This window comes from Nguyenibacter vanlangensis (assembly GCF_038719015.1).
Classification (GTDB): domain Bacteria; phylum Pseudomonadota; class Alphaproteobacteria; order Acetobacterales; family Acetobacteraceae; genus Gluconacetobacter; species Gluconacetobacter vanlangensis.
This window is the reverse complement of record NZ_CP152276.1, coordinates 4519777-4533819: the sequence shown is the minus strand read 5'-3', so window position 1 is coordinate 4533819 and position 14043 is coordinate 4519777. Positions and strand designations below refer to the sequence as shown.

The window sequence follows — 14043 nt, the reverse complement described above, 5'->3', positions numbered from 1 at the left end:
CCCGCGAGGGGGGCGCCCCGGCAAGCGATATGCCGGCGGGCGATCCGTCGTTGGGCGATATGTCATTGGACGATATGTCGCTGATCGGGGTCATCCAGGCCGCCTTATCACGTTCGGCGCAGCAGGTCGCGTGCCGCCTGCAGGGCGTCGGCGACGGCGAGCCCGTCGATCGGGGCGCGGCCTTCGGGCCCCGGCGCGACGATGTGGGCGGCGCGCGGGCCGGCGGGCGCGTATTCGGACACCCGGCTGGGGCCGAACAGGCCCAGCGTGGGCGTGCCGGACGCCGCCGAGAGATGCATCAGCCCCGAATCGTTGCCGACGAACAGGGCGCAGCGGGCCAGCAGGGCTGAGACCTGCGGCAAAGCGAGGGTGCCGCCGCTGTCGATCGCGCCGGGGAGTGCCGCGAGGACCGGGGCGGCCATCGCGCGTTCCGCCGGGCCGGGCCCGTAGACGACGACCGGACGCAGCCCGTATTCGGCCCCCAGCGCGTGGGCGAGCGCCACGAAGCGGTCGGCCGGCCAGACCTTGCCGGACCAGTTGGCGGTGGGCGCCAGCGCGAGCCAGCCCTGCCCCGGCAGCAGGGCGGCGGCGCGGGCGCGGTCGGCGGCGTCGGTCCAGGCGACGGGCATGGGGGGTGGTGCCAGGCCGAGCAGGCGGCCGAGATGGGCGACGCGCGGCCCCGGCCGGCGGCCGCCGCGCATGATCGCCCGGCGGCGCGTGCGCAGGAAGAAGCTGACGCCCGAGCCCCGTACGTCGACGCACAGATCCCATGTCGTGGCCACGCAGTCGCGCCACAGCGCCAGCCAGTGCAGGTCCCATTTCCGCTTGGTCAGCACGATGGTGCGGTCGCGCCGGGGCATGCGGGCGAACAGGTCGCGGGCAACGGGGCCGCAGACGATGGTGAAACGGGCCTGGGGGAAGGCATGGAGGAGATGGTCCAGCAGGCCGGTCGACAGGACGGCGTCGCCCAGCCGGGTGGAGGAGATGAACAGGATCCGCATGCCGGGCACGCTAGCCGCCTTTTGGGGCGGCACCAATATGGCGCCCCCTTGCCCCCCTGCCCCGGTCCCCCTTGCCTTGAGAGACGGGCGGACCCAGAATCCGGACATGACGCATCTTGCCCATCTGCCAGACCGCGCGGTGCTGGCCATTTCCGGCGCCGACCGGGTGACGTTCCTGCAGGGGCTGGTTTCCAACGACGTGGCCGAGGTGGCGCCGGGGCGTGCCGTCTGGGCCGCGCTGCTGACGCCGCAGGGACGGTGGCTGGCGGATTTCTTTCTGTATGAGGAGGCCGAGGGGCAGCGGCTGCTGATGGATTGCGCGGCGGCGCAGGCCGACATGCTGCGCCAGAAGCTGGCGCGCTATCGCCTGCGGTCGGACGTGTCGATCGACCCGACGGGATTTGCCGTGCATGCGGCATGGGACGCGGTGCCGCCGATGATCGATTCGGCGATCGGCGCGCCCGATCCGCGCCTGGCGGACGCGGGCTGGCGGCTGGTCCTGCCCCATCCCGCGCCGGGGGCGGCCGATCACGCGGCCTATGATTCGCATCGGCTGGGCCTGGGCCTGCCGGACGGGGCGCGCGATTGCGAGGAAGGCAAGACGCTGCTGCTGGAGGCGAATTTCGAGGCGCTGAACGGGATTTCCTGGACCAAGGGCTGTTACATGGGCCAGGAGCTGACGGCGCGCACGCACTATCGCGGGCTGGTCAAGCGCAAGCTGCTGCCGGTCACGGGGGCGGCCCTGCCGCCGCCGGGCACGGTGCTGACCCATGACGGCAGGGAGGCGGGCGTGATGGCGTCGTCCCGCGACGGCCAGGGGCTGGCGATGCTGCGGCTGGAGCATCGCGACGCGGTGCTGGAGGCCGGCGGCCAGGCGGTGCGTGCGCACCTGCCGCCATGGCTGAGCCTGCCGGAGGGGCAATAGCGGCCGGGTTCCGGCTGGACAAGGGCGGGCGGGTCCTGTCTGTTGCGTCCGGCAACCGCCCGTGCGTCGGCAATCGTCCGGTATCAGGAGTTTCGCCCATGATGACCCCTCCCTCGCCTGCCCCCGTGATCGACGACGCGGACCGGGCGCGGATGCTGGACGGCGTGCGTTTCGACGCCGACGGGCTGATCGCCGCCGTGGCGCAGCAGCACGATACCGGCGAGGTGCTGATGCTGGCCTGGATGACCCGCGAGGCGCTGGACGAGACGCTGCGGACCGGGCAGGTCTGCTATTATTCGCGCAGCCGCGCGGCGCTGTGGCGCAAGGGCGAGACGTCCGGCCAGGTGCAGCGCCTGGTGGAGGCCCGGCTGGATTGCGACCGCGACGCGGTGCTGCTGCTGGTCGAGCAGACCGGGGTGGCCTGCCATACCGGGCGGCGGAGCTGTTTCTTCAACGCCATGCGGCCCGGCGGGCTGGCGGAGACCAGCGCGCCGCTGGTCGCGGCCGACGCGCTGTACGGGCGGGGTTGAGCGCGATGACGGCGCCCGGGAAGGCGCAGGCCGGCAAGCTGGCCTGGCTGGCGGTGCTGGTGGCGATGACGGTCGGTGTCGGGGTGTATGTGGTGCGCAGCGAGTTCGAGGCGCTGCGCCATGCGGGCGCGGGAGCGGCCGTGGCGGGTCCAGGTGGAGCGGATTCAGGCGGGGCCGGCAAGGCCGGATCAGGCCGGGGCGTCCAGTAGGGCCAGGATTTCGGCGGCGGCGGCATCGTCCGGCTGGCCGGCGGGGGCGGCGAGCGCGGCGGTGACGGCGTGGAATCCGGCGCGTTGCAGCGCGGCGCTGCGCCCGTCGGTGAGCAGGCGGTGCACGGTGGCGGCCAGCAGGTCGGGCCGGCAGCGGTCCTGCAGCAATTCGGGCACCAGCCGGTGGCCCGCCAGCAGATTGACCATGGCGACGTAGGGCACGCGGATCAGCCGCCGCGCCATGGCGGCGGTGAGCGGGTTGACCCGGTAGGTGACGGCCATGGGTACGCCGGCCAGCGCCAGTTCGAGCGTGGAGGTGCCGGATTTGGTCAGCGCCGCGCCGGCGGCGGCGAAGGCGTCGTGCTTGTCGTCGAGGTCGGTGACGATGATGGGGCGGACGGGCCAGTCGGCCACCCCGCGCCGCACCGTATCGGCCACCACGGCGGAGACCGGGACCACCGGGACGATGCCCGGGCAGATGGCGGCGAGGATGCGCAGGGTGCGGCCCAGCACCGGCAGCAGGCGCGGGGCCTCGGACCGGCGGCTGCCGGGCATGAGGATGAGGATGGGCGTGCCGGGCGCGATGTGATGGCGGGCGCGGAAGGCCGCGCCGTCGCCCCGGTCGGCGCCCGATTGCAGGACCGGATGGCCGACGAAGCGGGCTTCGAGCCCGTGGCGGCCGAAGAAGGCGGGTTCGAACGGCAGCAGGCAGAGCAGCCGGTCCCACAGGCCGGGAAATTCGCGTACCCGGTGTTCGCGCCAGGCCCAGACCTGGGGGGCGACGTAATGGATGCGCGGAATCCCCTGCCCCTGCAGCCGGCGCAGCAGGCGGAGCGAGAAGCCGGGGCTGTCGATCGTCACCACCAGGTCGGGCCGGGTGGCCAGGATGTCGGCCGCCGCCTGGTCCAGGCGGCGGGAGAGATGGCGGAGGCGCGGCAGGATCTCGACCAGCCCCATCACCGCCAGGTCGCGCAGCGGGAAGAGGCTGTCCAGGCCGGCGTCCTGCATCCGCGCGCCGCCGACGCCCGCGAAGCGCAGCGCGGGGTCGCGGCGGCGGAGGGCGGCCATGAGGCGCGCGCCCAGCACGTCGCCGCTGGCCTCGCCGGCGAGGAGCCAGATGGTGCGGGGGCGAACGGGGCCCGCACCCTGCCGGTCCGCACCCTGCCGGTCCGCACCATGCGGGTCCGCACCATGCGGGTCCGTCCCGTGCCGATCCGTCCCATCCAGATCCGTCATGGAGCGGATCAGGCGCGCAGGGTGGCGCCGCAGGCGCGCGACACCGCCGCCACGACCTTGTCGGACACGGCGTCGATCTCGGCGTCGGTCAGGCTGCGTTCGGTGGGCTGGAGCGTGACCTCGATGCCCAGGGATTTCTGGCCTTCGGGCAGCTTGTCGCCTTCGTACAGATCGAACAGGCGCACGCCCGAGACCAGCGCGCGGTCGGCGCCGCGCGCGGCGCGCAGCACGGATTCGGCCGTGACGTCGCGCGCCACCAGGAAGGCGAAGTCGCGCTGTACCGGCTGGAAGGGCGGCAGGTCGGGCGGGGCGCGGCGCCGGCGCTTGGGATCGGCGATCGCGTCGAGGAACAGTTCGAAGCCGACCACCGGGCGGTCGAGATCGCGCCCGGCCAGCAGGCCGGGATGGATCTGGCCGAAATGGCCGAGCACGATGCGCGGCCCCTGGCGGATGACGCCCGAGCGGCCCGGATGGTAATGGCCCGGCGCGTCGGCGGTGATGCCGAGCCCGTCCACCGGCGCGCCGAGGGCGGCCAGCGCCGCGAAGGCGTCGGCCTTGGCATCCCACAGGGTGACGGGATCGGCGGCCTGGCCGGGGAAGCGCGGGGCGTGGCCGCTGCGCAGGCCGGCGGCGATCAACCCCTGTTCGGCACCCGGTGCGGCGCCAGATGCGGCGCCCGGTGCGGCATCGAAGAAGCCGGGGCCGACCTCGAACAGCGCGAGGTCGGGATAGCCGCGCGCCGCGTTGCGTTCGACCGCCGCGAGCAGATTGACCAGCGGGGTCGGGCGCATCTGGTCGAGGTCGGCGGCGATGGGGTTGAGCAGGCGCAGCGTGTCGGGCACCGCGCCGAACCGGGCGGCGGCGTCCTGCGACACGAAGGAATAGCCCACCGTCTCGGCCATGCCGCGCGCGGCCAGCACGCGGCGGGCGGTGGCCGCGCGGACCTGGCGCGGGGTGAGCGCAGGCCGCGGCACCGCGCCCAGCGCGGGCAGCGAGACCGGCGGGATGGAATCCAGCCCGCGCAGGCGCAGCACTTCCTCGATCAGGTCGCATTCAGAATCGACGGCGGCGGCGCCTTCGGCGGCGGCGCGCGCCTGGTCGGGCGGCAGGTCCGGCCCCTGGTCGAGCGCCATCGGGGTGGCGACGTCGTTGCGCCAGGACGGCACGTCGACCACCACGCCCTGGGCGTCGCGCCGATGGATTTCGAAGCCCAGGGCCTCGAGCGAGGCGACGGCCTCGTCGGCCGGGATGTCGATGCCGCCCAGGCCGGCGATGCGCGCGAAACGCAGGCTGGCGCGGCGGCGCCAGTCGGGGGGCTGGCCGGCGGAGACGACCTCGCTGGCCTGGCCGCCGCCGCACAGATCGATGATCATGCGGGTGGCGGCCTGGAGGGCGGCGACGGGCAGCGCCTGGTCGACGCCGCGTTCGAACCGGTGGCGGGCGTCGGAATGCAGGCCGAGGCGACGGCCGGTCAGCGCGATGCGCACCGGATCGAACAGGGCGCATTCGAGGAAGACCGTCGTGGTGCCGTCGGTGACGCCGGTCCCTTCGCCGCCCATGATGCCGGCGAGCGACTGCACGCCCGCCGCGTCGGCGATGACGCAATCGTCGGGCGAGACGACGAGGTCGCGCCCGTCGAGCGTGCGGAAGCTTTCGCCCGCGCCGCGGCAGACGGTCAGCCGGTCGCCGGTGAGGCGGTCGGCGTCGAAGACATGCAGCGGGCGGCCGAGATCGAAGGTGAAGAAATTGGTGATGTCGACCAGGGCCGAGATCGGGCGGAGGCCGATCGCCCGCAGCCGGTTCTGCAGCCAGTCCGGGCTGGGCCCGTTGCGCAGGCCGCGAATGGTGCGGCCCAGCACCCAGGGGCAGGCCTCGGGGTACGTGTTGGCCCAGGCGATCGGCGAGTCGAAGGTGCCTTCGACCGTTTCGGCCAGCCAGGGGCGCAGATGGCCGAGGCCGGCCGCCGCGAGGTCGCGCGCGATGCCGCGCACCGCCAGCGCGTCGCCGCGATTGGGGGTGACGGCGATTTCGATCACCGGGTCGTCCAGGCCGGCGAAGGCGGCGTAGGACTGGCCGGGCAGGGTGTCGTCGGGCAGTTCGGCGATGCCGTCATGCGCGTCGCCCAGCCCGAGTTCGCGCAGCGAGCAGAGCATGCCGCCGCTGGTCTCGCCCCGGATGGCGCCGGCCTTGATGGTGGTGTCGAGGCCCGGGATGTAGGTGCCGGGCGGGGCGAAGATGACCGCGAGCCCGGTGCGGGCATTGGGCGCGCCGCAGACGACCTGCACCGGGTCGAAGCCCGGGCCGGCATCGACCCGGCAGACCCGCAGCCGGTCGGCGTTGGGGTGCTGCGCGGCCTCGATGATGCGGGCGGTGCGAAAGGGGACCAGGGCGGCGCCGGGATCGGCGACGGATTCGACCTCGAGCCCGATCGTGTTCAGCTTGGCGCAGATTTCCTCGACCGACGCGGTGGTGTCGAGGTGGTCGCGCAGCCAGGACAGGGTGAACTTCATCGGTCACAGACCTTCATGCAGCAGGGCCGGCGAGAGCGGGCTGGTGCCGTAATGGCGCAGCCAGCGCACGTCGCTTTCGTAGAACGAGCGGAGGTCCGGGATGCCGTGGCGCAGCATGGTCAGGCGTTCGATCCCCATCCCGAAGGCGAAGCCCTGCCATTCGCGCGGGTCCAGGCCGCAATTGGCCAGCACGCGCGGATGGACCATGCCCGAGCCGAGGACTTCGAGCCAGTCGCTGCCGGCGCCGATCTCGCCGCTTTGGCGCGACCAGGCGATATCGACCTCCATCGAGGGTTCGGTGAAGGGGAAATAGGAGGCGCGGAAGCGCACCGGCAGGTCGGGCTGGCCGAAATAGGCGCGCAGGAAGTCGGTCAGGCAGCCCTTGAGATGGGCGAGCGTGATGCCGCGGTCGATCACCAGCCCTTCGCACTGATGGAACATCGGCGAATGGGTGGCGTCGTGGTCGGCGCGGTAGGTGCGGCCCGGCGCGATGATGCGGATCGGCGGTTCCTGGCCCAGCATGGTGCGGATCTGCACGCCCGAGGTCTGGGTGCGCAGCACGCGCTCGCGCCCGGAGCCCGCCTGCGCGGGCAGGTAGAACGTATCCTGGTCGGTGCGGGCCGGGTGGTGGTCGGGCGTGTTGAGCGCCGAGAAATTATGCCAGTCGGTTTCGATGTCCGGGCCTTCGGCGACCTTGAAGCCCATGGCGCCGAAGATGGCGGCCATTTCCTCCATCGTGCGGCTGATCGGGTGCAGGGTGCCGCGCTGCTCGGGACGGGTGGGCAGGGTGACGTCGACCCGTTCGGCGGCGAGACGGGCATTGAGCAGGGCGGATTCGATCTCGGCGCCGCGGGCCTCGACCGCGCGGGTGAGTTCGTCGCGCAGGCGGTTGACGGCGGCGCCGCGCAGCTTGCGCTGATCGGGCGACATGCGGCCGAGTTCCTTGAGCAGCGCGGTCAGCCGGCCGGACTTGCCCAGGGTGCCGACGCGCACATCGTCCCATTGCCGCCGGTCGGCGGCGGCGGCGAGCGCGGCCAGCGTCTCTTGCCGCAGGGTTTCGAGATCGTCGTTCATGGCACCTCGCTGGAACGGGGACGAAAGGAACCGGCGCGAAACGCGGGCGTGGGTTACCGATCAGGCCGGATACAGGGTCCGCCCCGCGGAATAAACCCCCGAAATGCAGAACGGGCCGCCCCGATATGGGGCGGCCCGTTCCGAACCGTAGGACGGCGAGGAAAGATCAGGCGGCGAGCGCGGCCTGGGCCTTCTTCACGATCTCGGCGAAGGTGGCGGCGTCGTCGAAGGCGATCGCGGCCAGGACCTTGCGGTCGATCTCGATCCCGGCCTTGTCCAGGCCGTTGATGAACTTGCTGTAGGTCAGCCCATGCTCGCGGACGGCCGCGTTGATGCGCTGGATCCACAGGGCGCGGAATTCGCGCTTCTTGTTCCGGCGGTCGCGATAGGCGTAGCGCAGCGCCTTTTCGAGGCGTTCCAGCGCGATGCGGTAGTTCGTGGAGGAGCGGCCGCGATAGCCCTTGGACTGATCGAGGACCTTCTTGTGACGGGCGTGGGTGGTCACGCCCCGCTTAACACGTGCCATGTCTCAGGTGCTCCTTATGCCAGCCCGTAGGGGGCCCACTGCTTGACAGTGCGGCCGTCCATCTCGGTCAGAGTCTGCGAACCGCGGTTGGTGCGCTTCATCTTCTGCGAGCGGTTGATCAGGCCGTGGCGCTTGTTGCCCGGGCCCGCCAGCACCTTGCCGGTCGCGGTGATCTTGAACCGCTTCTTGACCGACGACTTGGTCTTCATCTTGGGCATTTTCATCTCCTTGGCTTGAAGCCGCGGCCGCGCTCGGCGGCCAGGCGGCGGTCACGGCCGGGCATGCCCATTCCAGGCCCGGACGCGCGAACAGGGGGCTGGCTATAGACAAGGGCGGGCGGCGGATCAAGCCCCGATGCGGGGGCGGCGCGGGAAAAGGCGCGGGGAGGCTCAAGCCCCCACCCGAAAGCCTGGGACAGCCCTTGCTCGGCACCCGGTTTCTGTATATACAGAAACCATGCTGGCGATCACGTGGGACGAGCCGAAACGTCTGAAGACCCTGAATGAACGCGGTCTGGATTTCGCCGACCTGAAAGCCTCGTTCTTCCTGTCGTCGATCGTGGTCCCAGCCAAGAATGATCGCCTGATGGCCATCGGTCCATTTCTCGACGGGACGATTGCCGTTGTGTTCGCGGAATTGGGCACCCAGCGTCCCGATTCCAAAATTCGCAAGCGAATTTTGGAATCGAAAGGACACTGGAATCAATATTTTAGTGGCCTGCTGATCCGAGAAATTCTCATAAGAATTTCTCGGGCAGGACACTAGGCGATATCGATCATTTCGATGCGGCCCGCGAGCCGGAAGGAGCGGAAGCGTTATGAAGAAGCTGAAATCTCTTAGGAACATGACGGAAGATCAGGTCCAGGTCATGATTGCCGCCGACCCGGACGCGCCCGAGGCCACGGACGAGCAACTCGCCCAGGCGCGCCGTTTCACCGATTCCCATCCGGCCCTGGCGGTCAGGATGAAATCCGGCATGGTTCAACGGCCTGTCGGCCGGCCGCGTGATCCCGGGAAGAAGGTATCGGTTTCGCTGCGCCTTGACCCGGATGTGCTCGAGAAGTTCCGTTCAGGCGGTCCCGGCTGGCAGACGCGCATCAATGAGGCGTTACGGAAGGCGTGAGTATCCGGGCCGGCCTCGCGCGCACGGCGCAGATGGCAGCGCGCGAGAAGCCGGCATGAGAGAATGGCCCCTCTGGTTCGTTCCCTGCGCTGCGGCGTTCACAGGGGGGGGCTGGCACAGGGGGGGCTGGACGGCGCGGCCGGGCGGGCCCATCTGCCGGAGATGAGCGCACCGATCGACGAGACCGAATTCCGCCGTTCGCTGGTGGCCGACGCGCCGCCGGCCGACTGGCCCGCGCATCTGCGGGCGCTGTGGCACGACGCGCGCGGCGAATGGCAGGCGGCGCACGACCTGGTGAACGAGGGCGGCAGCCCGGCGGAATGCCGGGTCCATGCCTATCTGCACCGGCGGGAGGGCGACCTGGCGAACGCGGATTACTGGTACTGGCGCGCCCGCGTCCCGGCCGATCGCGGGCCGCTGGACGTGGAGCGCGACCTGCTGCTGCGCCGGTTCCTGGCGGCCGGCGCATAGGCGGGCCGTCCGGCCGCGCCGGGCGAAAAAGCCACATGATATGTTAATGATATATATGTTACCGGTGCCCCCCTCGAATGCCGGGGCGGGAACGCGTTAGAGCAGTCCGAAACCCCTCTGTTGCCTGGACATGACGTGAATGCCGGTTCTTGAGACTGCGACGCTGGAGCGGCTGCCGCCCGCGATCATCATCCCCGCCTATGACCGCAAGGCGGTGCGTCCGGGGATCGCGCATCTGAGCGTGGGGAATTTCCACCGCGCGCACCAGGCGGTCTATCTGGACCGGGTGCTGGCCCGGCCGGGCCAGGCGGAGTGGGGCATCGTGGGCATCGGCGTGATGGACGATCCGCGCGAGCGGGCCAAGGCCGAGGCGCTGCGGGCCCAGGACGGGCTGTATACCCTGACCGAATGTCCGGCCGACGCGCCGGACGTGGTGCGGGTGGTGGGGTCGATCGTGGAGTATGTCCACGCGCCGGACGACCGGATGGCGGCGATCCGGCGCCTGGCCGATCCGGCGATCCGCATCGTCAGCCTGACGGTGACGGAGGGCGGGTATTACACGGACGAGGCCGGGCGGTTCCAACTGGAGCATCCGGCGATCGCCGAGGATCTGGCCAGGGATGTGCCGCACAGCGTGTTCGGCCTGGTGACCGAGGCGCTGCGGCTGCGCCGCGACAGCGGGGCGGGGCCCTTTACCGTGCTGACCTGCGACAACCTGCCGCATAACGGGCATGTGGCGCGCACCGCCTTCCTGGGCTGGGCGCAAGCGCGCGATGCGGGGCTGGCGGACTGGATCGCCGCCCATGTGACCTTTCCCTGCACCATGGTGGACCGTATTACCCCGGCGGTGCGCGAGGCCGACGCGGCGCGGCTGAACGCCGCGAGCGGGGTGGAGGACCGGGCGCCGGTCTTCTGCGAGGATTTCATCCAGTGGGTGGTCGAGGATTCGTTCTGCGCCGGACGGCCGCGGCTGGAAGAGGTGGGCGTGCTGTTCACCGACGATGTGGCGCCCTATGAGCGGGTGAAGCTGCGCATGCTGAATGCGTCGCATTCCATGCTGGGCCTGCCGGGCGTGCTGATGGGGTACCGCATCGTCGGCGAGATCATGCGCGACGCGGATGTCGTCGCGTTGCTGGAACGCTATCTGGGCCTGGATGCCGAGCCGCTGCTGCAGGCGCCGCCGGGCATGGAACTGCATGAATATGGCGCATTGCTGCTGCGCCGGTTCCGCAATCCGGCGATCAGCGACCAGTTGCTGCGCATCGCGTCGGACAGCGCGTCGAAATTGCCGGTCTTCGTGCGCGATACCGCCGAGGGCACGCTGGCGCGGGGCGCGGACGCCACGCGGATCGCCTTTCTGCTGGCCTGTTTTGCCGAATATCTGCGCGGCCGGGACGATGGCGGCGCGGCCTATGAGGTGGTCGAGCCGCATCTGGGCGCGGAGGACCGGGCGCTGGCCGCCGAGGCCGATCCGGCGCGGGCGCTGGACATGTCGGTGTTCGCCGGGTGGGGGCTGGGGGAGAACGCGGCCTTCGTGGCGCTGTTCACGCGGCTGCGCACCGCCATCCGCGACCAGGGTGTGCGGGCGACGCTGCATGGGATCGTCGCCGGGGAAGGCTGACGGACGCGGCGCTGGGACGTGCGCTTGAACGGGGCGCTTGAACGAGCGTTTGGCCAAGGGGCCTGGACGGGACGCGGGCACCGGGAGACGGCGGAACGTGGCCGGGATATTGCGGCGGCATTACGGCCGGACAAGGTTATCACAAAAACGTGAACAGAAATCCCGCCCCCGTTCTGTACTAAATCGGGGCAGGGTTTTTTCGTCGTTCCGGCAGCCCTGAACGGCAAGGATAACAATATGAAGCGTGCAGCCGCCGGCATGGTGCGCGCAGCGCGTCAGATCTGCGCCGCCCTGTCAATCTTGACCCGCGAAAGCGATATGGTCTTGTCACGCCGTTCGGATCTGATCCTCCACTGCAAACTGGGTTTTCGATGAACATGTCACAAGGATTGCGGCCAGTGCTTGCAATCACCGCGGCGGTCTGTGCCCTGATCGGGCTCTACCTGCTGGCCGGCGGCGTCTGGCTGACCGCTCTGGGCGGTTCGCTGTACTACGTCGTCGCCGGCATCATGCTGCTGGTGACGGCGGTATTGTTGCTTCGTCGGCGGCAGGAGGCCCTGTGGGTCTATGCCGCCCTGCTGATCGGCACCATGGTCTGGGCCGTGGGCGAAGTCGGTTTCGACTTCTGGGCGCTGGCGCCGCGCGGCGACGTGCTGGTGCCGCTGGGGATCTGGCTGCTGCTGCCGCCGGTGACCCGCAACCTGGGCCCGGCCACCCGGGCGGCGCAACTGCCGCTGGGCCTGAGCGTGGGCGCCGCGGTGGTCGTGGTGGGCATGGCCCTGACCCAGGACCCGCAGGACATCGCGGGCGCCCTGCCCGCCGTGGCGCAGGACGCGCCGGCGCCGGGCGACGCGGACCAGATGGCCGATGCCGACTGGCAGGCCTATGGCCGGACCCAGTTCGGCGACCGTTTCAGCCCGCTGAAGCAGATCACGCCGCAGAACGTGCAGGACCTGAAGGTGGCCTGGGTGTTCCGGACCGGCGACCTGAAAGGGCCGCACGATCCGGGCGAGATCACCGACGAGGTGACGCCGATCAAGATCCGCGACACCGTGTATCTGTGCTCGCCGCACCAGATCCTGTTCGCGCTGGATGCCGCGACCGGCAAGCTGAAATGGAAGTTCGATCCGAAGATCAGCTATGGCCCGACCTTCCAGCACATGACGTGCCGCGGGGTGTCGTACCATGAGACGAAGGCGGACGCGCAGACGATCGACGGCCAGCCCGCGCCGACCGATTGCGCGCATCGCGTCCTGCTGCCGACCAATGACGGCCATCTGTATGCGATCGATGCCGACAGCGGCGAACGCTGCGCGGGCTTCGGCACCAACGGCGCGGTCGACCTGACCGAAGGCATGCCGTTCAAGCAGGCCGGCTTCTATGAAGCGACGTCGCCGCCGGTCGTGACCGACAAGATGGTGATCGTCTCCGGCGCGGTGATGGACAATTATTCGACCCGCGAGCCGTCGGGCGTGACGCGCGGCTTCGACGTCTATACCGGCAAGCTGGTCTGGGCGTTCGATCCGGGCAATCCGGACCCGAACGAGATGCCGTCGGACACCCACAAATTCGTCCCCAACTCGCCGAATTCGTGGATCGTGTCGTCCTATGACCCGAAGCTGAACCTGATCTATATCCCGATGGGCGTGCAGACGCCGGATATCTGGGGCGGCAACCGCGGCGCGGATTCCGAGCGCTATGCCAGCGCGATCGTGGCGCTGAACGCCGATACCGGCAAGCTGGCCTGGTCGTACCAGACCGTGCACCACGATCTGTGGGACATGGACATTCCGGCCCAGCCGAGCCTGGTGGACATCCGCACCGCCGGCGGCGAGATCGTGCCGGCGCTGTATGCCCCGGCCAAGACGGGCAACATCTTCGTGCTGGATCGCCGCGACGGCAAGCTGATCGTGCCGGCCCCGGAGACCAAGGTGCCGCAGGGCCCGGCGCCGGGCGACCATCTGTCGCCGACGCAGCCTTTCTCGGAGCTGACCTTCCGTCCGAAGCAGAACCTGACCGGCGCGGACATGTGGGGCGGCACGATGTTCGACCAGCTGATGTGCCGGATCATGTTCCATCAGTTGCGCTATGAAGGGCCGTTCACCCCGCCGTCGCTGCAGGGCACGCTGGTCTTCCCGGGCAATCTGGGCATGTTCGAGTGGGGCGGCCTGGCCGTCGATCCGGTGCGGCAGATCGCCGTTGCCAACCCGATCGCCATCCCGTTCGTGTCGCGCCTGATTCCGCGCGGGCCGAACAACCCGGCCAACCCCGACCAGTCGCAGCCCTCGGGTTCGGAAACCGGGGTGCAGCCGCAGTTCGGCGTGCCGTACGGCGTGACGCTGAACCCGTTCCTGTCGCCGCTGGGCCTGCCCTGCAAGAAGCCGGGCTGGGGCTTCATGGCCGGGATCGACCTGAAGACCAGCAAGATCGTGTGGATGCATCGCAACGGCACGATCCGCGACAGCGCGCCGCTGCCGATCCCCTTCAAGCTGGGCGTGCCCAGCCTGGGCGGTCCGCTGACGACGGCGGGCGGTGTGGCCTTCCTGACCTCGACCGCGGATTATTATATCCGCGCCTATGACGTGACCACCGGCAAGCAGCTCTGGCAGGACCGCCTGCCGGCCGGCGGCCAGTCGACCCCGATGTCCTATGCGGTCAACGGGCGGCAGTTCATCGTGACGGCCGATGGCGGCCACGGCTCGTTCGGCACCAAGCTGGGCGACTATGTGGTGGCCTACGCGCTGCCCGAGACGCCCTGAGGCCCACGCGCCCCGGCCCTGACGGGCCGGGGATGCGACGGACCGACAGGGGGCGCGC

Annotated in this window: 15 protein-coding genes; 9 read left to right on the top strand and 6 right to left on the bottom strand. The window is 70.4% G+C overall.

The genetic code is table 11. From position 1 onward, the window contains the following. Nucleotides 1-107 precede the first annotated feature (107 nt). Complete coding sequence (locus AAC691_RS21190; RefSeq protein WP_342630296.1) at nt 108-1001, bottom strand: glycosyltransferase family 9 protein; 894 nt, start codon at nt 999-1001, stop codon at nt 108-110. A 106-nt stretch (nt 1002-1107) separates the two neighbouring features. On the opposite strand from AAC691_RS21190, the gene AAC691_RS21185 reads away from it, so the two are divergent. The 3 genes from AAC691_RS21185 (at nt 1108) to AAC691_RS21175 (ending at nt 2665) form a co-directional block, all read left to right on the top strand. After that, the gene (locus tag AAC691_RS21185; RefSeq protein WP_342628374.1) at nt 1108-1926 is read left to right on the top strand and encodes a folate-binding protein; all 819 of its coding nucleotides are present in this window, start codon (nt 1108-1110) and stop codon (nt 1924-1926) included. 101 nt (nt 1927-2027) lie between these two features. Further along, a complete protein-coding gene (gene hisI / locus AAC691_RS21180) occupies nt 2028-2456 on the top strand; it encodes a phosphoribosyl-AMP cyclohydrolase (RefSeq protein WP_323993599.1) in 429 nt (142 codons plus the stop codon). Between the two features lie 5 nt (nt 2457-2461). After that, a complete protein-coding gene (locus AAC691_RS21175; RefSeq protein ID WP_342628373.1) occupies nt 2462-2665 on the top strand; it encodes a hypothetical protein in 204 nt (67 codons plus the stop codon). On the opposite strand, the gene lpxB is transcribed toward AAC691_RS21175, so the two are convergent. The 5 genes from lpxB to rpmI form a co-directional block, all read right to left on the bottom strand. Continuing rightward, the gene (gene lpxB / locus AAC691_RS21170; RefSeq protein ID WP_342628372.1) at nt 2645-3901 is read right to left on the bottom strand and encodes a lipid-A-disaccharide synthase; all 1257 of its coding nucleotides are present in this window, start codon (nt 3899-3901) and stop codon (nt 2645-2647) included. The genes AAC691_RS21175 and lpxB overlap by 21 nt on opposite strands. A gap of 8 nt (nt 3902-3909) precedes the next feature. Then, nucleotides 3910-6411 (bottom strand): phenylalanine--tRNA ligase subunit beta, encoded by a 2502-nt coding sequence (gene pheT / locus AAC691_RS21165; RefSeq protein WP_342628371.1) that lies wholly within the window; start codon nt 6409-6411, stop codon nt 3910-3912. Nucleotides 6412-6414: 3 nt separating this feature from the next. Next, nucleotides 6415-7485, bottom strand: coding sequence for a phenylalanine--tRNA ligase subunit alpha (gene pheS / locus AAC691_RS21160; protein ID WP_323990581.1), 1071 nt, complete (start codon nt 7483-7485; stop codon nt 6415-6417). Nucleotides 7486-7651: 166 nt separating this feature from the next. Beyond that, complete coding sequence (gene rplT, locus AAC691_RS21155; RefSeq protein ID WP_176641204.1) at nt 7652-8011, bottom strand: 50S ribosomal protein L20; 360 nt, start codon at nt 8009-8011, stop codon at nt 7652-7654. 14 nt (nt 8012-8025) lie between these two features. Further along, nucleotides 8026-8229, bottom strand: a complete 204-nt coding sequence (gene rpmI, locus AAC691_RS21150; RefSeq protein WP_012554749.1) for a 50S ribosomal protein L35 — start codon at nt 8227-8229, stop codon at nt 8026-8028. A gap of 238 nt (nt 8230-8467) precedes the next feature. On the opposite strand from rpmI, the gene AAC691_RS21145 reads away from it, so the two are divergent. The 6 genes from AAC691_RS21145 to AAC691_RS21120 all read left to right on the top strand — a co-directional run bounded on the left by AAC691_RS21145 (nt 8468) and on the right by AAC691_RS21120 (nt 13985). Next, nucleotides 8468-8776, top strand: coding sequence for a BrnT family toxin (locus AAC691_RS21145; RefSeq protein WP_218064418.1), 309 nt, complete (start codon nt 8468-8470; stop codon nt 8774-8776). A 103-nt stretch (nt 8777-8879) separates the two neighbouring features. Continuing rightward, nucleotides 8880-9134, top strand: a complete 255-nt coding sequence (locus AAC691_RS21140) for a BrnA antitoxin family protein (protein WP_342628370.1) — start codon at nt 8880-8882, stop codon at nt 9132-9134. Nucleotides 9135-9197: 63 nt separating this feature from the next. Then, nucleotides 9198-9605, top strand: a complete 408-nt coding sequence (locus AAC691_RS21135) for a hypothetical protein (protein ID WP_342628369.1) — start codon at nt 9198-9200, stop codon at nt 9603-9605. 139 nt (nt 9606-9744) lie between these two features. Beyond that, a complete protein-coding gene (locus AAC691_RS21130; RefSeq protein ID WP_342628368.1) occupies nt 9745-11226 on the top strand; it encodes a mannitol dehydrogenase family protein in 1482 nt (493 codons plus the stop codon). A 237-nt stretch (nt 11227-11463) separates the two neighbouring features. After that, on the top strand, nt 11464-11601 hold the full coding sequence (locus AAC691_RS21125) for a hypothetical protein (protein WP_323990571.1): 138 nt from the start codon (nt 11464-11466) through the stop codon (nt 11599-11601). Continuing rightward, nucleotides 11598-13985, top strand: coding sequence for a glucose/quinate/shikimate family membrane-bound PQQ-dependent dehydrogenase (locus AAC691_RS21120; protein ID WP_342628367.1), 2388 nt, complete (start codon nt 11598-11600; stop codon nt 13983-13985). The genes AAC691_RS21125 and AAC691_RS21120 overlap by 4 nt, the downstream gene beginning before the upstream one ends. The last annotated feature ends 58 nt before the right edge of the window (nt 13986-14043 follow it).

Coding starts and splice junctions, on each gene's coding strand:
- AAC691_RS21190 (WP_342630296.1), bottom strand. CDS start 1,001: ATGCGGATCCTGTTCATCTCCTCCACCCGGCTGGGCGACGCCGTCCTG.
- AAC691_RS21185 (WP_342628374.1), top strand. CDS start 1,108: ATGACGCATCTTGCCCATCTGCCAGACCGCGCGGTGCTGGCCATTTCC.
- hisI (WP_323993599.1), top strand. CDS start 2,028: ATGACCCCTCCCTCGCCTGCCCCCGTGATCGACGACGCGGACCGGGCG.
- AAC691_RS21175 (WP_342628373.1), top strand. CDS start 2,462: ATGACGGCGCCCGGGAAGGCGCAGGCCGGCAAGCTGGCCTGGCTGGCG.
- lpxB (WP_342628372.1), bottom strand. CDS start 3,901: ATGACGGATCTGGATGGGACGGATCGGCACGGGACGGACCCGCATGGT.
- pheT (WP_342628371.1), bottom strand. CDS start 6,411: ATGAAGTTCACCCTGTCCTGGCTGCGCGACCACCTCGACACCACCGCG.
- pheS (WP_323990581.1), bottom strand. CDS start 7,485: ATGAACGACGATCTCGAAACCCTGCGGCAAGAGACGCTGGCCGCGCTC.
- rplT (WP_176641204.1), bottom strand. CDS start 8,011: ATGGCACGTGTTAAGCGGGGCGTGACCACCCACGCCCGTCACAAGAAG.
- rpmI (WP_012554749.1), bottom strand. CDS start 8,229: ATGCCCAAGATGAAGACCAAGTCGTCGGTCAAGAAGCGGTTCAAGATC.
- AAC691_RS21145 (WP_218064418.1), top strand. CDS start 8,468: ATGCTGGCGATCACGTGGGACGAGCCGAAACGTCTGAAGACCCTGAAT.
- AAC691_RS21140 (WP_342628370.1), top strand. CDS start 8,880: ATGATTGCCGCCGACCCGGACGCGCCCGAGGCCACGGACGAGCAACTC.
- AAC691_RS21135 (WP_342628369.1), top strand. CDS start 9,198: ATGGCCCCTCTGGTTCGTTCCCTGCGCTGCGGCGTTCACAGGGGGGGG.
- AAC691_RS21130 (WP_342628368.1), top strand. CDS start 9,745: ATGCCGGTTCTTGAGACTGCGACGCTGGAGCGGCTGCCGCCCGCGATC.
- AAC691_RS21125 (WP_323990571.1), top strand. CDS start 11,464: ATGAAGCGTGCAGCCGCCGGCATGGTGCGCGCAGCGCGTCAGATCTGC.
- AAC691_RS21120 (WP_342628367.1), top strand. CDS start 11,598: ATGAACATGTCACAAGGATTGCGGCCAGTGCTTGCAATCACCGCGGCG.